The organism is Aquimarina agarilytica ZC1 (assembly GCF_000255455.1).
In the GTDB taxonomy this organism is placed as follows: Bacteria; Bacteroidota; Bacteroidia; order Flavobacteriales; family Flavobacteriaceae; genus Aquimarina; species Aquimarina agarilytica.
This window is the reverse complement of sequence record NZ_JH621276.1, coordinates 13,706-32,335: the sequence shown is the minus strand read 5'-3', so window position 1 is coordinate 32,335 and position 18,630 is coordinate 13,706. Positions and strand designations below refer to the sequence as shown.

Here is an 18,630-nt window from a genome sequence, read left to right as displayed (position 1 = left end):
AGTCTAAGGCAAAAAAATCAAGCATAGCCTTAGCTACGGTTGTTTTTTTTAACGCAAGAATTGTGAAAAAGAAACAGCATATATGCGAAATTTTTGTTAGTAAATCGTATTAATTGTTTATAATGTTGTTTAAAGCGGTAATGAGTTCGTCCTTAATTTTTGAATTGGTCTCATTTAATGGAAGTTGATTGGGACTTAAAAGATTAGGTTTTTCAAGGGGATTAGTGCTTAAATCATATAATGCTTCGGAGCCATCGGCAAATTGAATGTATTTATGGCTAGTGTTCCGAATAGTTTTATCGGTTGTGGTTTCGGAGTATATGTAATTTCGAGTAGTGGACTCAGAATTGCTTAAGAGATTTTGGAAACTAAAACTATTATTAATTTGAGGAGTATTGGCGCCAGCTATAGTAGCAATTGTGGCAAATAAATCGGTAGTATTAATGAGCGCATTTTCGGTTTCGTTTTTTCGAGTGACATTAGCTCCCGAAATAATCATAGGGACATTGATTCCTCCTTGAAATAATGAGCCTTTAGCCCTTTGGCTATTATACTCCTGTACAACTTGGCTAGGTGTGCCATTATCGCCCACAAAAATAATGATGGTATTGTTACGTGTTTGGGATGGCATAGATGCTAATAGTCGGCCAATTTCGGTATCCATAGCCTCTAAGGAAGCCATATAATAAGGGAGTGGATTGGCATCAATACTCGCTTGATCATCGGTTAGATTTCCTTGTGAATGTAAATTATTTGGAGGGACATGAAAGGGGGTGTGTGGAGCATTGTGAGCCAACCATAAAAACCAAGGTTGTGTTTGGTTGCTGATCCAGTTAATAGCTAAGTCTGTGTATTTACTGGTTGTATATGCTGTATTATTATCGGTTGTTCCATTAGTGGTTAAACACCAATCGATATATGATGATAATGATCCAGATAAGCCGCCTGAGTAATAATCAATACCCATTTGGTTGGGGTGGCTTGGGTCATTTGATAAATGCCATTTTCCTACCACGGCTGAGCTGTAAGTAGCATTGGTATTTTGATCAATATATTTTTGAATTGATACTTCGCTGACAGGAAGTTGATCTCCAACTTTAATTACTCCTGTTTTAAAACCATATTTTCCGGTAAGTATTCCAGATCGGGTTGGAGTGCATGTGGGGTTTGACCATACGTTGGTAAATGTAATGCCGTTGGTTATTAGATTTTGTAAAGTCTTCATGTTGGGTTTTGTGGTTCCAATAGGGTAACCCGGAGTGGCATCAAGTCCCATGTCATCGGCAATTATGAGTAGAATATTGGGCTGTTCTACAGGGGTGTTTTGGGGTTGATTTATTCCTGTTGGAGAAGTGTCATCACTACTACAATTACTAAATAATAGTATATAAAATAATACTGAAATAGTATAAAAAATGCTTTTCATGGTGTCAGTTTTTTAACAAAATATCTAGAAAAAAGGATCTGATTTTCCCTTTAATTTACACAAGTTAGACATAGAAGTGCGCAAAAGGGTTAATTGTCGATTCAAAATTTTTATCAGTTATAAAGCTGTTTTAGTCGATTAAGTGTTAATAATTTGATGATAATGTTGTAAATTACATAAATATAATTATTTGATTATTAAATAATTAACAATGTGTGGATATGCTTAGGAGTTCTTTTTTTTCGGTTTTTTTATTATTTTTTGTATCAAATTTATTGAATTCACAAGGAATTTTAGTTCCTGAGCCAAAGTATCCAGAATTATTTAAGAGTATTCCTACTATTGATGTTGATACGCCTGAATGGGCAAAATTGATGTATAGTAGTGAGCCTAATGTAAATAGTATTGAGCAAGCTTACACTGAATATTACAATACACATCCTTATAAAAAAACAACACATGTCCAAAACTACAAACATTTTATGCGGTATGTGTTTTCGGAAGGATATTTAAAAGAAGATGGTACTTTGGAGGCGCCAAAAATTGAATTGAAAAAAAAGAATAAGCTAGCGCAGAAAAAAAGTGCGGCTAAAGTGGTAAATTCTTCCAAATTATCAGCGAATTGGACTTTTATTGGTCCTTTTGAAACCTATGATCGAGGTGGAATTACCAAAAGAGATCGGCAGGTTAATATTTATACTATAGAACAGAGTAGGTCCAATCCGAATATGATGATTGTTGGAACGGAAACTGGTGCAGTTTTTATTTCGACAAATAAAGGAGAAGATTGGACGGTAACGGCTGATGAACTAGGTGTAGGTAATGGCATTGGAGCTGTAACTATTGATCCTAATGATGATAAGGTTTTGTATTTTTCTCAAGGGAATAGCTTGTATAAATCAATAGATCAAGGAGGAACTTGGAACGAAATTCATGCTGTAAATGGTTTGCGTATTACAGCTATTTCCATTAATCCGAATGATAGTAATGCTATTTTAACAGCAGGAGGTAAAGGGATTTACCGCTCCATTAATGCCGGTGTGACTTGGACACAAATAGTTGCAGATAAATGTTGGGATATTCAACGAAAAACAAACGAGGCTAGTGTAGTGTTTGTATCAAAAACCAATACAGTAACTAATGTAACCGAGGTATGGAAATCCATTGATGATGGCGTAAGTTTTACGGCTAAAACTTCGGGTTGGTTTTCACCTACTGGGGTCCAGACGGTAGGGAATCAAGGTGCTCGAATTGCAGTGACAGCAGCAGATCCTAATCGGTTGTATGTACTCCTTTTAGGAAGTGATGAAAATTATGCTACTGATGTGAATTTTTTAGGAATTTATCGTAGCGATGATGCCGGCGAAACTTGGACGTTACCTTATGATGGGGATAATGATGGAATGGCGGATAATGATCCAGGAGGTCCTTATAGTGATACCGATTGGTGTTTGTCTTGCTTTGGTTTCGGAAATTCATTAACTGGAGGGGGGAATTATGATCAAGGTTTTTATAATGCAAGTATTGGTGTGTCCGATGATGATCCCGATTTATTGTTAGTGGGAATGCTTAGTATGTTTCGTTCCAATGATGGTGCGACCACTTTTGATGCCTGGGGAGGATACATTTGTAATGGTGATTGTCCAGAAAATAGGCAGCATCCCGATATACAGGAAATTGAAATTAATGGGAATGATGTTTGGGTGGCTTCCGATGGTGGTCTGAATTTATATGACAAGGATTTTAACTTTTTGGGTGTTAAAGTAGATGGAATTAATGCTACCGAAAATTGGGGATTTGGACAAGGTTGGAACGAAGATGTAATAGTTGGAGGGCGTTATCATAATGGAAATGGGGCTTATAGGCCTAGTTTTACTAATGGTAAATTTATAGGTCTTGGAGGTGGTGAGGCTCCTACAGGCTATGTTAGTGCCGATAGTAGGGTGAGTATGTTTAGTGATATTAGTGATGTTGTGGTGCCTCAAGAATTAACAGGAGAGGTAAAAGAAGCTACGATCAATTTGGCGATGTATCCAAATCAACATCAAAGTGATTTTAGGAAACGGAGTGAGATTGTTAATGATCCAAGATATACAGATGTACACTATTTAGGAAAAGATAATAAGTTATGGAAAACAGAAGATGGAGGAATTAGTTATACGTTACTTAAAGCTTTTGGAACAGATGTAGAGCAGTTGGTGCAAAGTATTGAAGTCCCACGAGATGATCCTAATTATATATATGTATCGCAGCGCATACCCAATGAACCAAATCGTGGAATTATGTTATGGAAATCTACCGATGCTGGAGCTACATGGAACGAAATTATAAAGCCTACAGGAGCAAATCACCAATACGTAATTATTCAGGTAGCCGAAGATGATAAAAATGAAGTTTATATTTCATTTTCCAATGATTGGGATAATCCAAATAAAGTGTTTAAGTCATTAGATGGTGGTGTTACATGGGAAAATTTAACCACAACTACTTTAGATAGGAGTGTGCGTCATTTAATTATTCAGAATGGAACGGATGGTGGAGTGTATGCGGTTACTTATAATGAGGTGTATTATAGGAATACAAATATGACCGATTGGGTTGCTTATGGTGAAGGCTTGCCAACACGACGTACTTTTAATAAGTTATTGCCTTTTTATAGGGATGGAAAAATGCGAGGAGCTACTTTTAATAGGGGGTTCGTAGAAACACCTTTGTACGAAAGCTTTAAGCCCATTGCTCAGCCTTTAGCAAATACCGAAAAACGATATTGTGTTAAGGATACAGTATATTTTGATGACTATTCTGTGTTACATCATACAGGAGCGTCCTGGGAGTGGAATTTTCCAGGAGCATCTTATGTTTCGTCCACTACAGTACGAAATCCCAAAGTGCTTTATGATGCCGAAGGGAAGTATGATGTAACACTTACTGTAACTGATGGCTCAGGAGCTTCGGATACTAAAACAATTCCTGAAATGATTAAGTATGAAGAAAATTTATGCGGAAGTCAAAATTTAGCAGGAGGAGCTATGGAAGTTGTAAATACGTCAAGAAACTTTTTGTCCAGACAAGATATTGATATTGATAATGTGAGCGGTTTTACTATGACGGCATGGATTAAACCGTCTGTAGGCATTCAAAAAGGTTTTGCGTGTATCTTTATGGCTCAGGATAGTGAAGAAAAAGTGTGTAGTTTGAATTTTAGGCCAGATAACAATCAATTAGGTTTTCATTGGAATGGAAGCCAATGGTGGTGGGATAGTGGTTTAGTAGTACCCGAAAATGAATGGTCTTATGTGGCTATCGTGGTCACGCCTACTAATGTGACTTTATATTTAAATGAAGAAAAAGCAGTACGGAATTATACTTCCAATACTACGGATTTAAAAAAGGCGTATATTGGATCGTATAATGCATGGGAATCAAGGAACTATGCTGGTCTAATTGATGAAATGGCAATTTGGGATAAAGCCTTAACAACGGATGAAATTAGATTGAATAGGCATTTGTTAAAAGATGTCTCGGATCCAAATTTAAAGGCCTATTATCAGTTCAATAATATTTTAAGTGGGCAGGTATATGATATTATTAATTCCAAAAACATGACAGTTGCAGGTGAGGTAATATTGCCAGATTCTACAGCGCCAGTAGCCGAAGGTGTTTCTCAAAAAATGACTATAAATGCCAATGGGATTGCAACTTTTACTTCGCCAAAAGTAGAGTTAGATTTTAGTTCTGGAACAACACCTAATGGTGATGTGGTTATTTCAAAATTAAATACAATGCCACATGGAAATGATTTCACCAATGGTATTGCCGAGACGTATTGGATTATTAATAATTATGGAACAAATAAAACTTTTACAGGATTATCCTCCATAGAATTTTTTAACGTTGGAGCCATTTCATTAGCTAATAATGCAGCGGATTTTAAATTGTTTAAACGTATGAGTAACGATGATGAAATAGCGAATTGGGGAACAGAAATTGCTACGGGAACATCATTTGATTCGTCATCACAAAAAGTTGTTTTCGAAACATCAGCAATAGATTCATTTAGTCAATTTTTCATTACACAAGATGAGGTTACCTTAAGTACAGGAGCACCTGTTAAAAAAGAAACTACGCCTATTCCTTTTGTAGTTGATAAAAAGTTAAGCTTTCCAGATATAAAAGGGACTTACAAAATAACAGTATATGATATTTCTGGGAAAGAGTTGCTTAAAGAAAAAGTAGGCCAAAATAGTGTATTGTTAATCCAATTTGAATTAGGAGTGTATTTGTATTGGGTAGAAACAGTGGATAAAATGTATTCGGGTAAAATGATAATAGAATAATCTATTGTACATTTTACTTTTGCCTTCTTCTAGTTTTAAAACCCTAAGCAACTAATAATCAAAAAATGCGACTTGAATATGTCTTTAGTCAATAATATTACATGAGTGTCATTTAGGGCTTTTAACATTTTATTATATCGAATAAGGGTAAATAATTTTAATTTTATAATAAACTAAAAATCAATAATATGAAAGCGACAAAAACTAAATTTTTATCTGTATTGTTTTTAATGGTATCTGTATTTTCTTTTGCAAAAGACAAGAAAAAAGATAAATTTATTCCTGAGCCAGAAACAGCTCTTGCATCTATATTACCTGCTGATGTATTAGAATTTTTTCAAAATTTTATAGATGTTATTTTTTAATTAAAAGTTTCCTAGCTCGTCCTAAAAAAAGTTTACACTAGCCTTAAAATTAAAAATAGCTGTACTTCCTTTATATTATATTTTGACATCCTAGATCGAAATCCATAGCTAAACAGCTCTAGTGGTCATTGATTCTAGGACGAGTAGGGAAAATTAGCAAAACAAGCCTCCGCGATACTCGTTTCTAAAGAGTTCTATAGTTTAATAAATTAATAAGGGGATTATTGGTATTTCTATTGAATTCAAACATATCGAATAACGATCATTACTATGATTTCAGATAAGATTGGGTTTTAAAACCCTTCGAAAGATTTAGCATAATTTCTTCTGATCATAAATTGATCGCAAAGCTTAGAAACAGCCAATAGGCTTAACACATATTTTTGGTTTTAATAAACAAGTTTAGAAATAGGTTATCAAACCGTTATTTCTATAAAAAGAACGTATATTTGCAAAAAATTACTTCCACTTTTTATGAGTAAACTACTTATTGTAGGAACGGTGGCTTTCGATGCAATCGAAACCCCGTTTGGAAAGACCGATAAGATTTTAGGTGGCGCAGCCACTTATATTGGCTTATCTGCGTCTAACTTTAGTGTTCCAATGGCAATAGTATCAGTTGTTGGCGACGATTTCCCAAAAAATGACATCCAAATGCTAAAAGATCGAAACATTAATATTTCGTCTCTTGAAATAGTTCAGGGAGGAAAAACCTTCTTTTGGAGTGGTCGTTATCATAATGATATGAATTCTCGTGATACGTTGGAAACCCAGTTGAATGTATTGGAAAATTTTACTCCGGTTGTCCCACAGGATTTTAAAAATGCTGAGGTAGTTATGTTAGGGAATTTACATCCTTTGGTGCAGTTATCTGTAATAAACCAAATGGAGGTTCGACCAAAATTAATAGTATTGGATACGATGAATTTTTGGATGGATGTTGCTTTAGATGACTTAAAGAAAACCATTGCAGAAGTTGATGTAATTACTATTAACGATGAAGAAGCCCGACAGTTGAGTGGCGAATATTCATTAGTAAAGGCCGCACGTGTCATTGCTAAAATGGGTCCTAAATATGTAGTGATTAAAAAAGGAGAACATGGAGCCTTTTTGTTTCATAAGGAGCAAGTGTTTTTTGCACCTGCGCTTCCGCTAGAAGAGGTTTTCGATCCAACAGGAGCTGGAGATACTTTTGCAGGGGGATTTACTGGGTATTTAGCTAATGTAAATGATTTTTCATTTGAAAGTATGAAAAAGGCTATAATACATGGGTCAAATTTAGCTTCGTTTTGTGTAGAAAAATTTGGAACCGAACGTATGCAAGAATTAACAAAAACTGAGATAAATCAACGTTTGCGCCAATTTAAAGAGTTAACTCAATTTGAAATTGAATTAGCTTAAAAAATTGAGAATTACATATTTTAACACCTAATGTTACCTACTTATGAGTGATGCTATTAAACATGAATGTGGAATTGCTTTTATTCGACTGTTAAAACCACTTGAATATTATAAAGAAAAATACGGCACAGCGTTTTACGGTGTAAATAAAATGTATTTAATGATGGAAAAGCAGCATAATCGTGGACAAGATGGAGCTGGTTTTGCAAGTATTAAATTAGATATGGATCCTGGACAACGTTACATTAGTAGAGTACGCTCTAATGAACAAGCCCCAATTCAAGATATTTTTAAGCAAATTAATGAGAGTATCAATGAAAAGGTAAAGGATAGCGGAGATAAAGCAGAGGATATAAAGTGGCTTAAGGAAAATGTACCTTACATAGGTGAAGCACTTTTGGGTCATGTGCGCTATGGAACCCATGGAAAAAATAGTATTGAGAGTGTGCATCCTTTTTTACGTCAGAATAACTGGATGCACCGTAACTTGATTGTTGCGGGGAATTTTAATATGACAAACAATACAGAATTGTTTGCCAATCTGCTACGTTTAGGACAGCATCCAAAGGATAATGTGGATACTATTACTGTAATGGAAAAAATAGGTCATTTCCTTGACGGTGAAGTTTCAAAATTATACAAAAAATTAAAAAAAGAGGGGTATAGTAAAGTAGATGCTTCGCCAGAAATTGCGAAACGTTTAAATGTAGCTAAAATTCTTAAAAAATCATCAAAACGCTGGGATGGAGGTTATGCTATGGTTGGAATGCTAGGGCATGGTGATGCATTTGTATTACGTGACCCTGCAGGAATTAGACCTGCATTTTATTACAAAGATGATGAGGTTGTAGTGGTGGCTTCGGAGCGCCCGGTAATTCAAACGGTATTTAATGTTGATATTAATGAAGTTCATGAATTAGATCCCGGAAAAGCGATTATTGTTAAAAAGGATGGTGAGACAAGTGTAGAGCGTATTATAGCTCCTTTAGAACGAAAAGCTTGTTCTTTTGAACGAATTTATTTTTCCCGAGGTAGTGATGCAGATATTTATACGGAAAGGAAAGAATTAGGAAAATTAGTGATGCCTCAGGTGCTTAAAGAAATTGAGCATGATACTAAAAATTCAGTATTTTCATTTATACCTAATACTGCTGAAACATCATTTTATGGGTTAGTTGAGGCAGCTCAGGATGAGTTAAATAAACAAAAAGAAGCTTCAATTTTAGCTGAAAAAGATAAGTTGACCAACGAGCGTTTACGCGAAATTTTATCGCCTAAAATTAGAACTGAAAAAATTGCAATTAAAGATGCCAAGCTTAGAACCTTTATTACCGAAGATAGTAGTAGAGATGATCTAGTAGCGCATGTATATGATGTGACTTATGGTGTAGTTAAGTCAACGGATAATTTAGTGATTATTGATGATAGTATTGTTCGTGGGACAACACTTAAAAAGAGTATCATTAAAATGATGGATCGTTTAAATCCAAAAAAAATAGTTGTGGTTTCTTCGGCTCCTCAAATTCGATTCCCAGATTGTTATGGAATTGATATGGCACGTATGGAAGGCTTAATTGCGTTTAAAGCAGCGTTGGAGTTACTAAAAGACACTAATAATTATGAATTAGTGGATGAAGTGTACAAAAAATGTAAGACACAAGAGCATTTAGCGGATGCCGAGGTTAAAAACTTTGTAAATGAAATTTATGATGGATTTACCGATGAACAAATAAGTGATAAAATTTCAGAATTATTAACTGAAGAATCTGTGACGGCAGAGGTTAAAATTATATACCAAACTGTAGCTAATTTGCATAAAGCATGTCCAAATAATTTAGGAGATTGGTACTTTACTGGTAATTATCCAACACCAGGAGGAAATAGAGTAGTGAATAAAGCTTTCATAAATTTTTATGAAGGGAACAATGAACGTGCGTACTAGGTATAAATGCCTAAATTCCTGCATTTTAGACAGTCAAATGCACTTTAACTAGTTTTTGGGTTGTTTGTCTAATTTATTTTGTTTCAAGGATATATGGTCTTATATTAGTACCACCATAACATAAGTAGGTTAAGTTCATGGTAGATTTGGGGCAAAAAAGGTGTACATTTATGTATACCTTTTTTATTTTTAATGCGTTCCTCTTTTTAAGAATCCTTATTTATCCTTTTTGCTTTTTTATAAATTGTGAAGGTGTATCTCCAAATTCAGCTTTAAAATTGATTCTAAATTGAGAGCTACTTTTGAAACCTACTGAGCTGCCAAGTTCGCCAATACTAATTTGGTCATTTAAAAGTAACTCTTTTGCTTTGTGTAATCGTGTTTTTCTAATATGTTCGGCAATATTTAAACCAGTGAGATCTTTAAATTTTCTATAAAATGTTGCTCTACTCATATGTAATAATGGAGCTAGTTTTTCGGCATTAAAATCATGATCGGTAAAATTTTCATTAATTAGGGTATTTACTTTTTTCCAAAAAATAGCATCATAATCATTGAGCCACTTTTTATTAATTTCATTGTTGGCATTATAAGTTAAAATGTGTTTTTTAAATAAAGTTCTATTAGCGAGTAACGCAGCTATACGGGCGCGTAATTCATTTGCGTTAAAAGGTTTCTCAATATAGCTGTCAATACCTAGGCTAAAGCCTTTTATTTTGGTTTCAATATCTGTAACCGCTGTGAGTAAAATAAATGGAATGTGAGAGGTCTCAATATTAGATTTAACACTGTTGCAAAACTCAATACCATTCATAGTAGGCATCATAATATCGGAAATAATTAAATCTGGCTTAAACTCATTTAATAATTGAAGTCCTTCGAGACCATTGGAGGCCGTTTTTAAAACGTAATTATCTTCCAATAGATCAATGATGTAATTTGTTAGTTCAACATTATCCTCAACAATTAGAATAGCGCTCCCAAAATTATGTTTAATTTTATTTTTTGGCGTGTCAATAGGTATGGTTTCTTGAGTATGTTTGAATTGTTCCGTAATGATATCTTTTTTATTAAAGTGATCTTTTCCTTGTTTAAATGTGACAGTAAAAGTGCTGCCTTCATTTAATTTACTAGTTGCAGTAATAGTTCCATGTAATAGTTTAACCAATTCTTTAGCTAAAGCAAGGCCAATACCATGCCCTTCAAAATTTTCATGATTTGTTCTGTAAAAGCGTTCAAAAATTAATGGTAATGATTTTTCAGAGATACCAATTCCAGTATCTTTTATTATTACATCAATTGTGGTTTCTTTTTTATGAATATCAACATAAATGCTCTCACCTTTTGGAGTGTATTTTAAAGCATTAGTGAGTAAGTTGAAAATTATTTTTTCTGTTTTTTCAGGATCTAGCCATGTGTATAATTTATTTTCAGCACTATAAAAATGAAGATTTATGTTTTTTTCTTTAGCTAATACTTGAAAAGAAGCGACAATGTTGGCAGTAAAGTTTACGAGATCAAATGAAGTTACTTTTAAGTGTAATTTTTTTTGGTCAATTTTTCGAATTTCAATTAATTGATTAACCATTTCGAGAAGTCTATTCGCGTTTTTCTTAATGATTAATTTTGAGTGTTCAAATTTATTTGAATTTTCGAGGTGACCTAAAATTAACGTAAGTGGTGTTCTAAATTCATGTGAAATATTGGTAAATAATTGAAGTTTACTTTGATCAGCCTCGTGTAATTTTTTAGAAATACTGGTAATTTTTTCGTTTTGTTGTTTAAGTACTTTTGTTTGTTCGGAAACCTTTTTTGCTAAGCGTATTTTACTTTTTTTAAGCTGTAATGTTCGTAGTTGGACAAAACCATAAAATCCAAAAAAAAGTAAACCGATAGTTGCTATTTTAAACCAACTAGTTTGCCAAAAAGGAGGCGTAATATTAATTTTTAAAATAGAGGGGGCACTCCAAGAGTGATCATTATTTAGTACCGATGTTTTAAAAGTATATTTTCCCGGTGGGACTGTGGTGTAATCTGCCCTAGTGCTATAGGCAGTTTGATACAACCATTTGTTTTGTAGACCTTCTAATTTATACCTGATTTTGTGTTTTTTAAAATAAGTAACGGGATAGGCATCAAAGGATAATGAAAAGGAGTTTTGTCTGTGATTTAATTTTATTTCTGTATTGTTAGTTATTCTATCGGTGAGTAAAATGCTATTTTTAATAGAGTCACCAACTTTAATAAGTCTGTTAGCTAAATAAAAATTATCAACAGTGCTAGTCGCTTTAATAGTGTTGTCTGTTATTTTTTTTGGATTAAAGGATATAATGTCTTGGTAGCCTCCATATAAATAAGTGTGATCTTTATAAAAGTAAAAGGCGTCATCTAAAAAAAATTCATCCAAAAGGTAATTAGTTATTTTATGGGTATCGGTATTTAGTTTGCTTATACCTTTGCTGGTACTCATCCATAAATTTTTATCAGATTCAAGTTTAACAGAATAGATAATGTTGCTAGAGAGGCCGTCTTCTTCAAAAAAAGTTTTAATTACTTTGTTTTCAGCTATGCTAAAAAGATTTAAACCACTATTAGTAGCAAGCCAAATGAAGTCATTGTCAATTTCGAGAGCATAAATTTTATTATCGGTAATTCCATTTGAAGATTTTGAGAAGTGGGTGTATGTGTTTTTGGTTTGGTCAATTTTAACCAAACCAAAAGTGTTTTGTGCTACCCAAATAGTGTGATTTTGATCTATTCCAATATCTCTTATCCCTTTTTGGAGTGAGGTATTATTTTTTGTTACTGGGTATTTTTTTAATTCACCTGTATTTAAATTTACTTCAGCTATAAAGTGACTTCCAGTTAAAAATAAGGTACCCGGTAGCAATTCTTTAATGCAATAACTTTGGTAAGGCCAATCCCAATTGAAGGAGTGGTTTAAGGTTTCAATCCGATCTTTGTTTGAGTTAAACTTTCCAACAAAATTAGCGGTAGCAACCCATATGTTTTGATTTGAATCTTGAAAAATTTCACGAACATCAAAAATGGGTTTCATCTGTCCTTTTTGGTCAAAGTATTGTGTGTAGTTTTTGAGATTGCCTATTTTGTCAAAAACCTCAATTCCTTTATTTTTTGTTCCTACCCAAATTTTATTATCGACGGTTTTTAAAATAGCACTTACTGGGTTTATTTGCTTTTTTAGTGCAGAATTTAGCGCTGTTTTGTTTCGGGAAATAAAATTGAATTGATTTTTTTGTTTGCTGTGTAAATAGATTCCAAATGAACTGGTGCCTATCCATAAATTGCCATAGGTGTCGTAATTTAATGTGGATATTGCATGTTCTGATAATGATGTATTGCGATAGTTATATGCGGTTCTAGTGGAAGCATTATGTGTTTGACTTTCTTTTTTTGAAAACAAATGCAATCCTTTAGTAGTACCTATCCATAAATTAATATCATCAATAATTAAGGAGGTGATTTCATGTGGAATTAAATAAGGAGGGCTTTTTTTATAATTCAATAAGCGTTTAACAAGCTTAAAGTTTTTGTCTAAAAGATGAACGCCACTTTTAGTAGCTATAATATAGTTGCTTTTAAAGTGACTTAAATAGTAAACAGGTTCGGTGTATTTGACCGAGCTTATGAATTTATTAGAATTGAATTGATAAGCTATTATTCCAAATTTTCCACTACATAAAACTTCGGATGCAGAATTTTTTGAGAAAATAAAGCTAGGAGCAAATTCAAATTCCTTTTTTGAATAGAATTGATTGTTTGTAGCGTTAAAAACACCTAAGCCATTCTTTTTTTTAATCCAAATTAGGCTGTCCTTTCCGATAAGGATTTTTCCGGGCCATTCATCTGGGAAATTATTTAAAGGTTCGAGATTAAAATGAATGAATCTTTTTTTGTCAATGTCTAGTTTGTTTAGGCCCCCGTTATTTGTCAAAGCCCAAATGTGCCCTTTAGTATCTTTTTTTATAGCAGTAACGTTATTACCAATAATATTACCAGATGTATTTATATTTGGTTTATAGGATATAAATGTTTTACCATTAAATTTATTTAGACCATTTCGTGTTCCTAACCAAATATGACCTTTTTGGTCAATTTCTGTACTAAAAATAGAATTATCGGAAAGGCCATCATTAATATAAAAGTGATCAAATTGTAATGTTTGTCCATATAGTTTTCCTAAAAGAAGGATAAATATAAATGCTAATGTGTAATTTTTTACAAACATTTTTGATTACTATTTAGGGGCTTATAATTAGTTGTTTTTTATTTGATTCCATACTTAGAATCTTTATTTCCAGAGCTTTTTTAGAAAAATTAAAATGCTTTTATAAAAGCATAGTTTATGAGCTTAATCTAGGAAAATGCGAATCTGTTAATAGGGGTATTATATTTTCTGAAAAATACTAGTATTTATTGTCTTTTTATTCATTATAACAAAATTTTAATTAAGGGACATATTTTATGAACATTATCATTTTGTTATGCTTTTAAGTTTGTTTGAACAAAACTTTTAGAAAGTTAGAGGCGTAAAGTTTTAGAAAGTCATTAGTGGTAATTAGGGGTTTTATAATTGATACAAAACCATGCTAATTTGAGACAAATATGGCGATGATTAATTAAAAGCCACAGTAGATTTGAATTTTGGAATACAGGCTTATAAATTGATTGTAATAGTTATGGAAAAGTAATGCTTGTTTACAAGCACCTGTAAAAGGGATAACAACTAAAGCTCAATTATTTTTTTTCATTACAGGAACTGTTGATGCCTATATTAATTGAAAGTATGAAGTGAATTTGATTTATGGATATGGGCTTACTACATACATATAGTAATCTCATTATATCATAAGAAGAATCGCTTTTAAAAAAGAATTTAATTCTTTAAAACTGTATGTAATAATCAAAATGCTTTAGTTAAAAAGGTATGCTTTACAAGCAGTTTATGGATTGATTGATGTAATTAATAAAAAGATGCACACCATTTTTACCGTGGGGGTTATTAGTACTTGTGTTATGGCAAGTTAGTGGTGTTGTTTTTTTGATTTTGTGTCAAAAAGAAAGGCGTTTGAATTTTCAAACGCCTTTTACAATTATTTTAAGTAAGCTCAACTTTTATAGACTTATTTATTTTGAGCGTAAAGTGCAGATACTTCGTTCCAGTTAATTACATTAAAGAAAGCCACTAAGTAATCAGGGCGTCTATTTTGGTAGTTTAAGTAGTATGCATGTTCCCAAACATCAACTCCTAATATTGGAGTACCTCCACAACCAATACCTGGCATTAATGGATTATCTTGGTTTGCAGTAGCACAAACTTCAACTTTTCCTCCTTTTTGAACACATAACCAAGCCCAACCTGATCCAAATTGTGTAGCAGCAGCTTTTTTAAAGGCATCTTTAAAAGCTTCAAATGAACCAAAAGCAGCATTAATAGCATCGGCTAATTCTCCAGTTGGTTTTCCGCCACCATCTGGTGACATTATAGTCCAAAATAAACGGTGATTGTAAAATCCACCTCCGTTATTACGAACAGCTTTATTTTCTAAATCAAGATTTGAAAGAATATTCTCTATCGTTTTACCGTCTAAATCACTTCCTTCAATAGCTCCATTTAAGTTATTTGTGTATCCGTTATGGTGTTTACTATGGTGAATTTCCATAGTACGTGCGTCAATATGTGGTTCCAACGCATCGTATGCGTATGATAACTTAGGTAATTCAAAAGCCATAATTATTTTTTTAATGTTTAATTAATGCTATCAAAAGTAAGAATTAAACGTTTTAAATAAAAGAAGTGAAGGGGTATTTAGTGTATATTTTGTAAACTGTATTGTTAAAAGAGGAGGAACAATTAAATTCAATTTCCTAAATTAGCTGTTTTAGTAAATTTTATGAATTAAATGATCTATCAAAATCGGTTTAATTTTTAAAGAAAAAAGTACCGCCATTGGGTTCAAAATTTGAAAAATATCAAAAACGTAGACTAATATCATCTTATTTTTCGGTGATATTAAGTATTGGATTGGTCCTGTTTTTATTAGGTTTATTAGGGCTTTTGGTGCTTAATAGTAAAAAGGTTACAGATTATTTTAAAGAACAAATTCCATTAACTATATATTTAAAGGATACAGCTAAGGAGGTTGAAACTGTTCAGTTGACTAAAAAATTAAAGCTTTCCGAAGCGGTGAAAACAGCAAAATTTGTATCAAAAAAGGAGGCAGCCGAAACACATAGCAAGGAAATTGGCGAGGATTTTATAAGTTTTTTAGGGACTAACCCATTGCAGAATTCCATAGATATTAACTTAAATGCTGCATTTGTAAATAATGTAAGTATCGATGATTTTGTAAAAGATATTTTAGCTAAAAATTTTGTTGATGAAGTAGTGTATGATAAACCCTTAATTTCATTGCTTAATGAAAATATTAAACGCATCAGTTTTTGGGTATTACTCCTTTGTGGCATTTTTACACTAATAGCAGTGCTTTTAATTAATAACTCTATTCGTTTAACAGTGTACGCAAAACGTTTTACTATAAAAACGATGCAAATGGTAGGAGCTACAAAATCATTTATTAGAAGACCTTTTATAAGACTTAATTTAACTTTAGGTGCATTGGGAGGACTTTTAGCCTTGTTTGGTATGGGAACGGTGTTGTATTACCTCGATAAAACTTTTGTTGAATTTAATTTTACAACAGATATTGTTTTACTCGCAGCTGTTTTTGGAGGGATTTTTGTTTTAGGTCTATTAATAACCTGGTTAAGTACTTTTTTTGCAGCCCAACGCTTCTTAAGTTTGCAAACAGATGAATTGTACTATTAAAATTGTTTTGTAGTGTTTAAACGAATTTATTTAGCCTGTTGTTTTTTGATTTTTCTGGTAGTTATTGGCTTGGCTTTTATAACATTTAAACCAGTGCGAAACGTTACCACTTCCGACGTAAGTCCAAAAACAGGCATAGTACAAAATGTAATTGCTGGGAATGGAGGGGATATTTATATTCAATTGCAAAACGATACTCACAATTACTATATAAATAGTGCTCAAAAGCAAGGATTAAATGTCGAAAAATTAAGTGCAAATATTTTACAAAAAGAAGTTACCTTGCAGCATATTAATAGATGGACACCCTTTAGCAGAGATGGTGTTTTTCCACATATTTCGAAATTAAGTTGTGAAAATAAAGTGCTTTTTAACGAAATAATAAATGAATAAAATGGCAAAAGACTCAAATAAAAGACTTTCTGAAGAATTTATTTTTGGGAAAAAGAACTACGTTTTTATGCTAATCGGTCTGGCTTGTATTTCCCTAGGTTTTATACTTATGTCTGGTGGAGGCAGTGATGATCCTAATGTTTTTAACCCTGCAATTTATAATTTTCAACGTATTCGACTTGCGCCAACCTTAGTGCTTATCGGTTTCGGAATCGAAGTATATGCCATACTGTTAAATCCCAACAAGTAATTTTTTATGGAAGTTTTTGATGCTATAATCCTTGGAATTATTCAGGGTTTGACCGAGTTTTTACCCGTGTCATCAAGTGGTCATTTAGAGTTAGGAAAAGCAATTTTAGGAGATACCACAGTAGGTGAAGAATCTATGATGTTTACTGTAGTATTACATTTTGCTACGGCTTTAAGTACCATTTTTGTTTTCAGAAAAGATATTGCTGAGATTATTACGGGATTATTAAAATTTGAATGGAATGAAGAAACTCAGTTTGTAGCTAAAATTATGCTATCAACTATCCCTGCTGTTATTATAGGCTTATTTTTTGAAGAACAGTTAGAACAATTTTTTGGTGGTAAAGTAACTTTTGTAGGCTTTATGTTATTAATAACTGCAGTGTTATTATGGTTGGCAGATAAAGCGAAAAATACAAATAAACCGGTAAGTTATAAAAATAGTATTGTTATTGGAATTTCTCAAGCGATTGCTATGTTACCGGGGATCTCGCGTAGTGGGGCAACTATTGCTACTTCGGTATTATTGGGTAATGATAAATCTAAAGCAGCGCGTTTTTCTTTTTTAATGGTAATTCCCTTAATTTTTGGAAAAATAGGGAAAGATATGCTCGATGGGGCTATAAGTACACAAACAGGCAATGGTACAGCATTAGGTGTAGGTTTTGTGGCTGCATTAATTAGTGGTTATTTTGCTTGTACCTGGATGATTGCTTTAGTAAAAAAGAGCAAGCTTTCGTATTTCGCATTATACTGTTTGGTGGTCGGTATTATTGCTATTAGTGTAGGTTTTTTATAAGAATATGGAAGGGAAAGATTATCAAAATGGACAAACTTTATTAATTGATAAACCCTTGGAATGGTCTTCGTTTCAGGTGGTAAATAAATTACGTTGGTTAATCCGTAAGCAATTTGATATAAAAAAAATAAAAGTGGGTCATGCTGGCACATTAGATCCTTTAGCGACAGGCTTATTACTTATTTGTACAGGGAAATTTACAAAAACTATAAATGAGTTACAAGGACAAATAAAAGAGTATACGGGGACTATAACTTTAGGTACAACTACGCCATCCTATGATTTAGAAACTGAATTTGATGCAAAGTATCCCACACATCACCTTACGGAAGAAGTGATACATGAAGCTACTAAACAATTTCTAGGAAAAATAGAACAATACCCTCCTGTTTTTTCTGCTTTAAAAAAAGATGGAAAGCGTTTATACGAATATGCACGTAATAATGAAGAAGTTAAAATCTCACCAAGAATAATTGAAATTAATGAATTCGAAATTACAGCTATTAATGGTCTGAATGTTGAATTTAGAGTAGTGTGCAGTAAGGGAACCTACATACGATCATTAGCTCATGATTTTGGAAAAGCTTTGTCCTCAGGAGCACATCTTTCGGTTTTGAGGCGTACAAAAATTGGGGAATACTCAGTTGAAAATGCAATTACTCCTTTAGCTTTTGAGGAGCTGTTGAAAGCATAAACTTTTTAATTAAGGTTTTGATTTACTAACAAAAATTTCGCATATCTGCTGTTTCTTTTTCACTATTCTAGCGTTAAAAAAAGCAATCGTAACTAAGGCTATGCTTTTTCCTGCAAGCATCAACTGGCTCATCACTATAGTGCTGCCCTGCCTTAGACTAGCAAAAAATAATTC

General features: G+C 32.9%; 12 protein-coding genes and 1 pseudogene. 9 read left to right on the top strand and 4 right to left on the bottom strand.

The genetic code is table 11. The features are described 5' to 3' along the window. Positions 1-109: 109 nt before the first annotated feature. Positions 110-1,426, bottom strand: a complete 1,317-nt coding sequence (locus tag KQA_RS0214205; protein WP_010182099.1) for a sulfatase-like hydrolase/transferase — start codon at positions 1,424-1,426, stop codon at positions 110-112. Between the two features lie 275 nt (positions 1,427-1,701). On the opposite strand from KQA_RS0214205, the gene KQA_RS0214200 reads away from it, so the two are divergent. Continuing rightward, a complete protein-coding gene (locus tag KQA_RS0214200; protein ID WP_198283127.1) occupies positions 1,702-5,763 on the top strand; it encodes a LamG-like jellyroll fold domain-containing protein in 4,062 nt (1,353 codons plus the stop codon). A gap of 188 nt (positions 5,764-5,951) precedes the next feature. Continuing rightward, complete coding sequence (locus tag KQA_RS20350; RefSeq protein ID WP_157366711.1) at positions 5,952-6,128, top strand: hypothetical protein; 177 nt, start codon at positions 5,952-5,954, stop codon at positions 6,126-6,128. A gap of 184 nt (positions 6,129-6,312) precedes the next feature. Here KQA_RS20350 and KQA_RS21050 read toward each other — a convergent pair. After that, positions 6,313-6,484, bottom strand: a pseudogene (locus tag KQA_RS21050) (IS982 family transposase); the annotation flags it as partial. 118 nt (positions 6,485-6,602) lie between these two features. Between KQA_RS21050 and KQA_RS0214190 the strand changes: the two are divergent. After that, positions 6,603-7,529 carry a PfkB family carbohydrate kinase gene (locus KQA_RS0214190; RefSeq protein ID WP_010182097.1) on the top strand — a complete coding sequence of 309 codons (927 nt, stop codon included), beginning with the start codon at positions 6,603-6,605 and terminating at the stop codon, positions 7,527-7,529. 43 nt (positions 7,530-7,572) lie between these two features. Further along, positions 7,573-9,471, top strand: coding sequence for an amidophosphoribosyltransferase (locus KQA_RS0214185; protein ID WP_010182096.1), 1,899 nt, complete (start codon positions 7,573-7,575; stop codon positions 9,469-9,471). 220 nt (positions 9,472-9,691) lie between these two features. On the opposite strand, the gene KQA_RS19005 is transcribed toward KQA_RS0214185, so the two are convergent. Both KQA_RS19005 and KQA_RS0214175 read right to left on the bottom strand, forming a co-directional pair. After that, entirely contained in the window at positions 9,692-13,720 is a 4,029-nt protein-coding gene (locus KQA_RS19005) for a hybrid sensor histidine kinase/response regulator transcription factor (protein WP_010182095.1), read from the bottom strand. Between the two features lie 895 nt (positions 13,721-14,615). Beyond that, positions 14,616-15,224 (bottom strand): superoxide dismutase, encoded by a 609-nt coding sequence (locus KQA_RS0214175; RefSeq protein ID WP_010182094.1) that lies wholly within the window; start codon positions 15,222-15,224, stop codon positions 14,616-14,618. A 218-nt stretch (positions 15,225-15,442) separates the two neighbouring features. Here KQA_RS0214175 and KQA_RS0214170 point away from each other — a divergent pair, with 218 nt between their 5' ends. The 5 genes from KQA_RS0214170 to truB all read left to right on the top strand — a co-directional run bounded on the left by KQA_RS0214170 (position 15,443) and on the right by truB (position 18,456). Then, the gene (locus KQA_RS0214170) at positions 15,443-16,321 is read left to right on the top strand and encodes a cell division protein FtsX (RefSeq protein WP_010182093.1); all 879 of its coding nucleotides are present in this window, start codon (positions 15,443-15,445) and stop codon (positions 16,319-16,321) included. A 93-nt stretch (positions 16,322-16,414) separates the two neighbouring features. Next, complete coding sequence (locus tag KQA_RS0214165; RefSeq protein WP_157366710.1) at positions 16,415-16,714, top strand: hypothetical protein; 300 nt, start codon at positions 16,415-16,417, stop codon at positions 16,712-16,714. Between the two features lies 1 nt (position 16,715). Beyond that, a complete protein-coding gene (locus KQA_RS0214160) occupies positions 16,716-16,964 on the top strand; it encodes a DUF3098 domain-containing protein (protein ID WP_029209605.1) in 249 nt (82 codons plus the stop codon). 6 nt (positions 16,965-16,970) lie between these two features. Then, positions 16,971-17,762 (top strand): undecaprenyl-diphosphate phosphatase, encoded by a 792-nt coding sequence (locus KQA_RS0214155; RefSeq protein WP_010182089.1) that lies wholly within the window; start codon positions 16,971-16,973, stop codon positions 17,760-17,762. A gap of 4 nt (positions 17,763-17,766) precedes the next feature. After that, positions 17,767-18,456: a tRNA pseudouridine(55) synthase TruB gene (gene truB, locus KQA_RS0214150; RefSeq protein WP_010182088.1), complete on the top strand. Its 690-nt coding sequence runs from the start codon at positions 17,767-17,769 to the stop codon at positions 18,454-18,456. The last annotated feature ends 174 nt before the right edge of the window (positions 18,457-18,630 follow it).

Bases quoted from the DNA above. Each gene is read 5' to 3' on its own strand.
- KQA_RS0214205 (WP_010182099.1), bottom strand. From the start codon at position 1,426: ATGAAAAGCATTTTTTATACTATTTCAGTATTATTTTATATACTATTA.
- KQA_RS20350 (WP_157366711.1), top strand. From the start codon at position 5,952: ATGAAAGCGACAAAAACTAAATTTTTATCTGTATTGTTTTTAATGGTA.
- KQA_RS0214190 (WP_010182097.1), top strand. From the start codon at position 6,603: ATGAGTAAACTACTTATTGTAGGAACGGTGGCTTTCGATGCAATCGAA.
- KQA_RS0214185 (WP_010182096.1), top strand. From the start codon at position 7,573: ATGAGTGATGCTATTAAACATGAATGTGGAATTGCTTTTATTCGACTG.
- KQA_RS19005 (WP_010182095.1), bottom strand. From the start codon at position 13,720: ATGTTTGTAAAAAATTACACATTAGCATTTATATTTATCCTTCTTTTA.
- KQA_RS0214175 (WP_010182094.1), bottom strand. From the start codon at position 15,224: ATGGCTTTTGAATTACCTAAGTTATCATACGCATACGATGCGTTGGAA.
- KQA_RS0214160 (WP_029209605.1), top strand. From the start codon at position 16,716: ATGGCAAAAGACTCAAATAAAAGACTTTCTGAAGAATTTATTTTTGGG.
- KQA_RS0214155 (WP_010182089.1), top strand. From the start codon at position 16,971: ATGGAAGTTTTTGATGCTATAATCCTTGGAATTATTCAGGGTTTGACC.
- truB (WP_010182088.1), top strand. From the start codon at position 17,767: ATGGAAGGGAAAGATTATCAAAATGGACAAACTTTATTAATTGATAAA.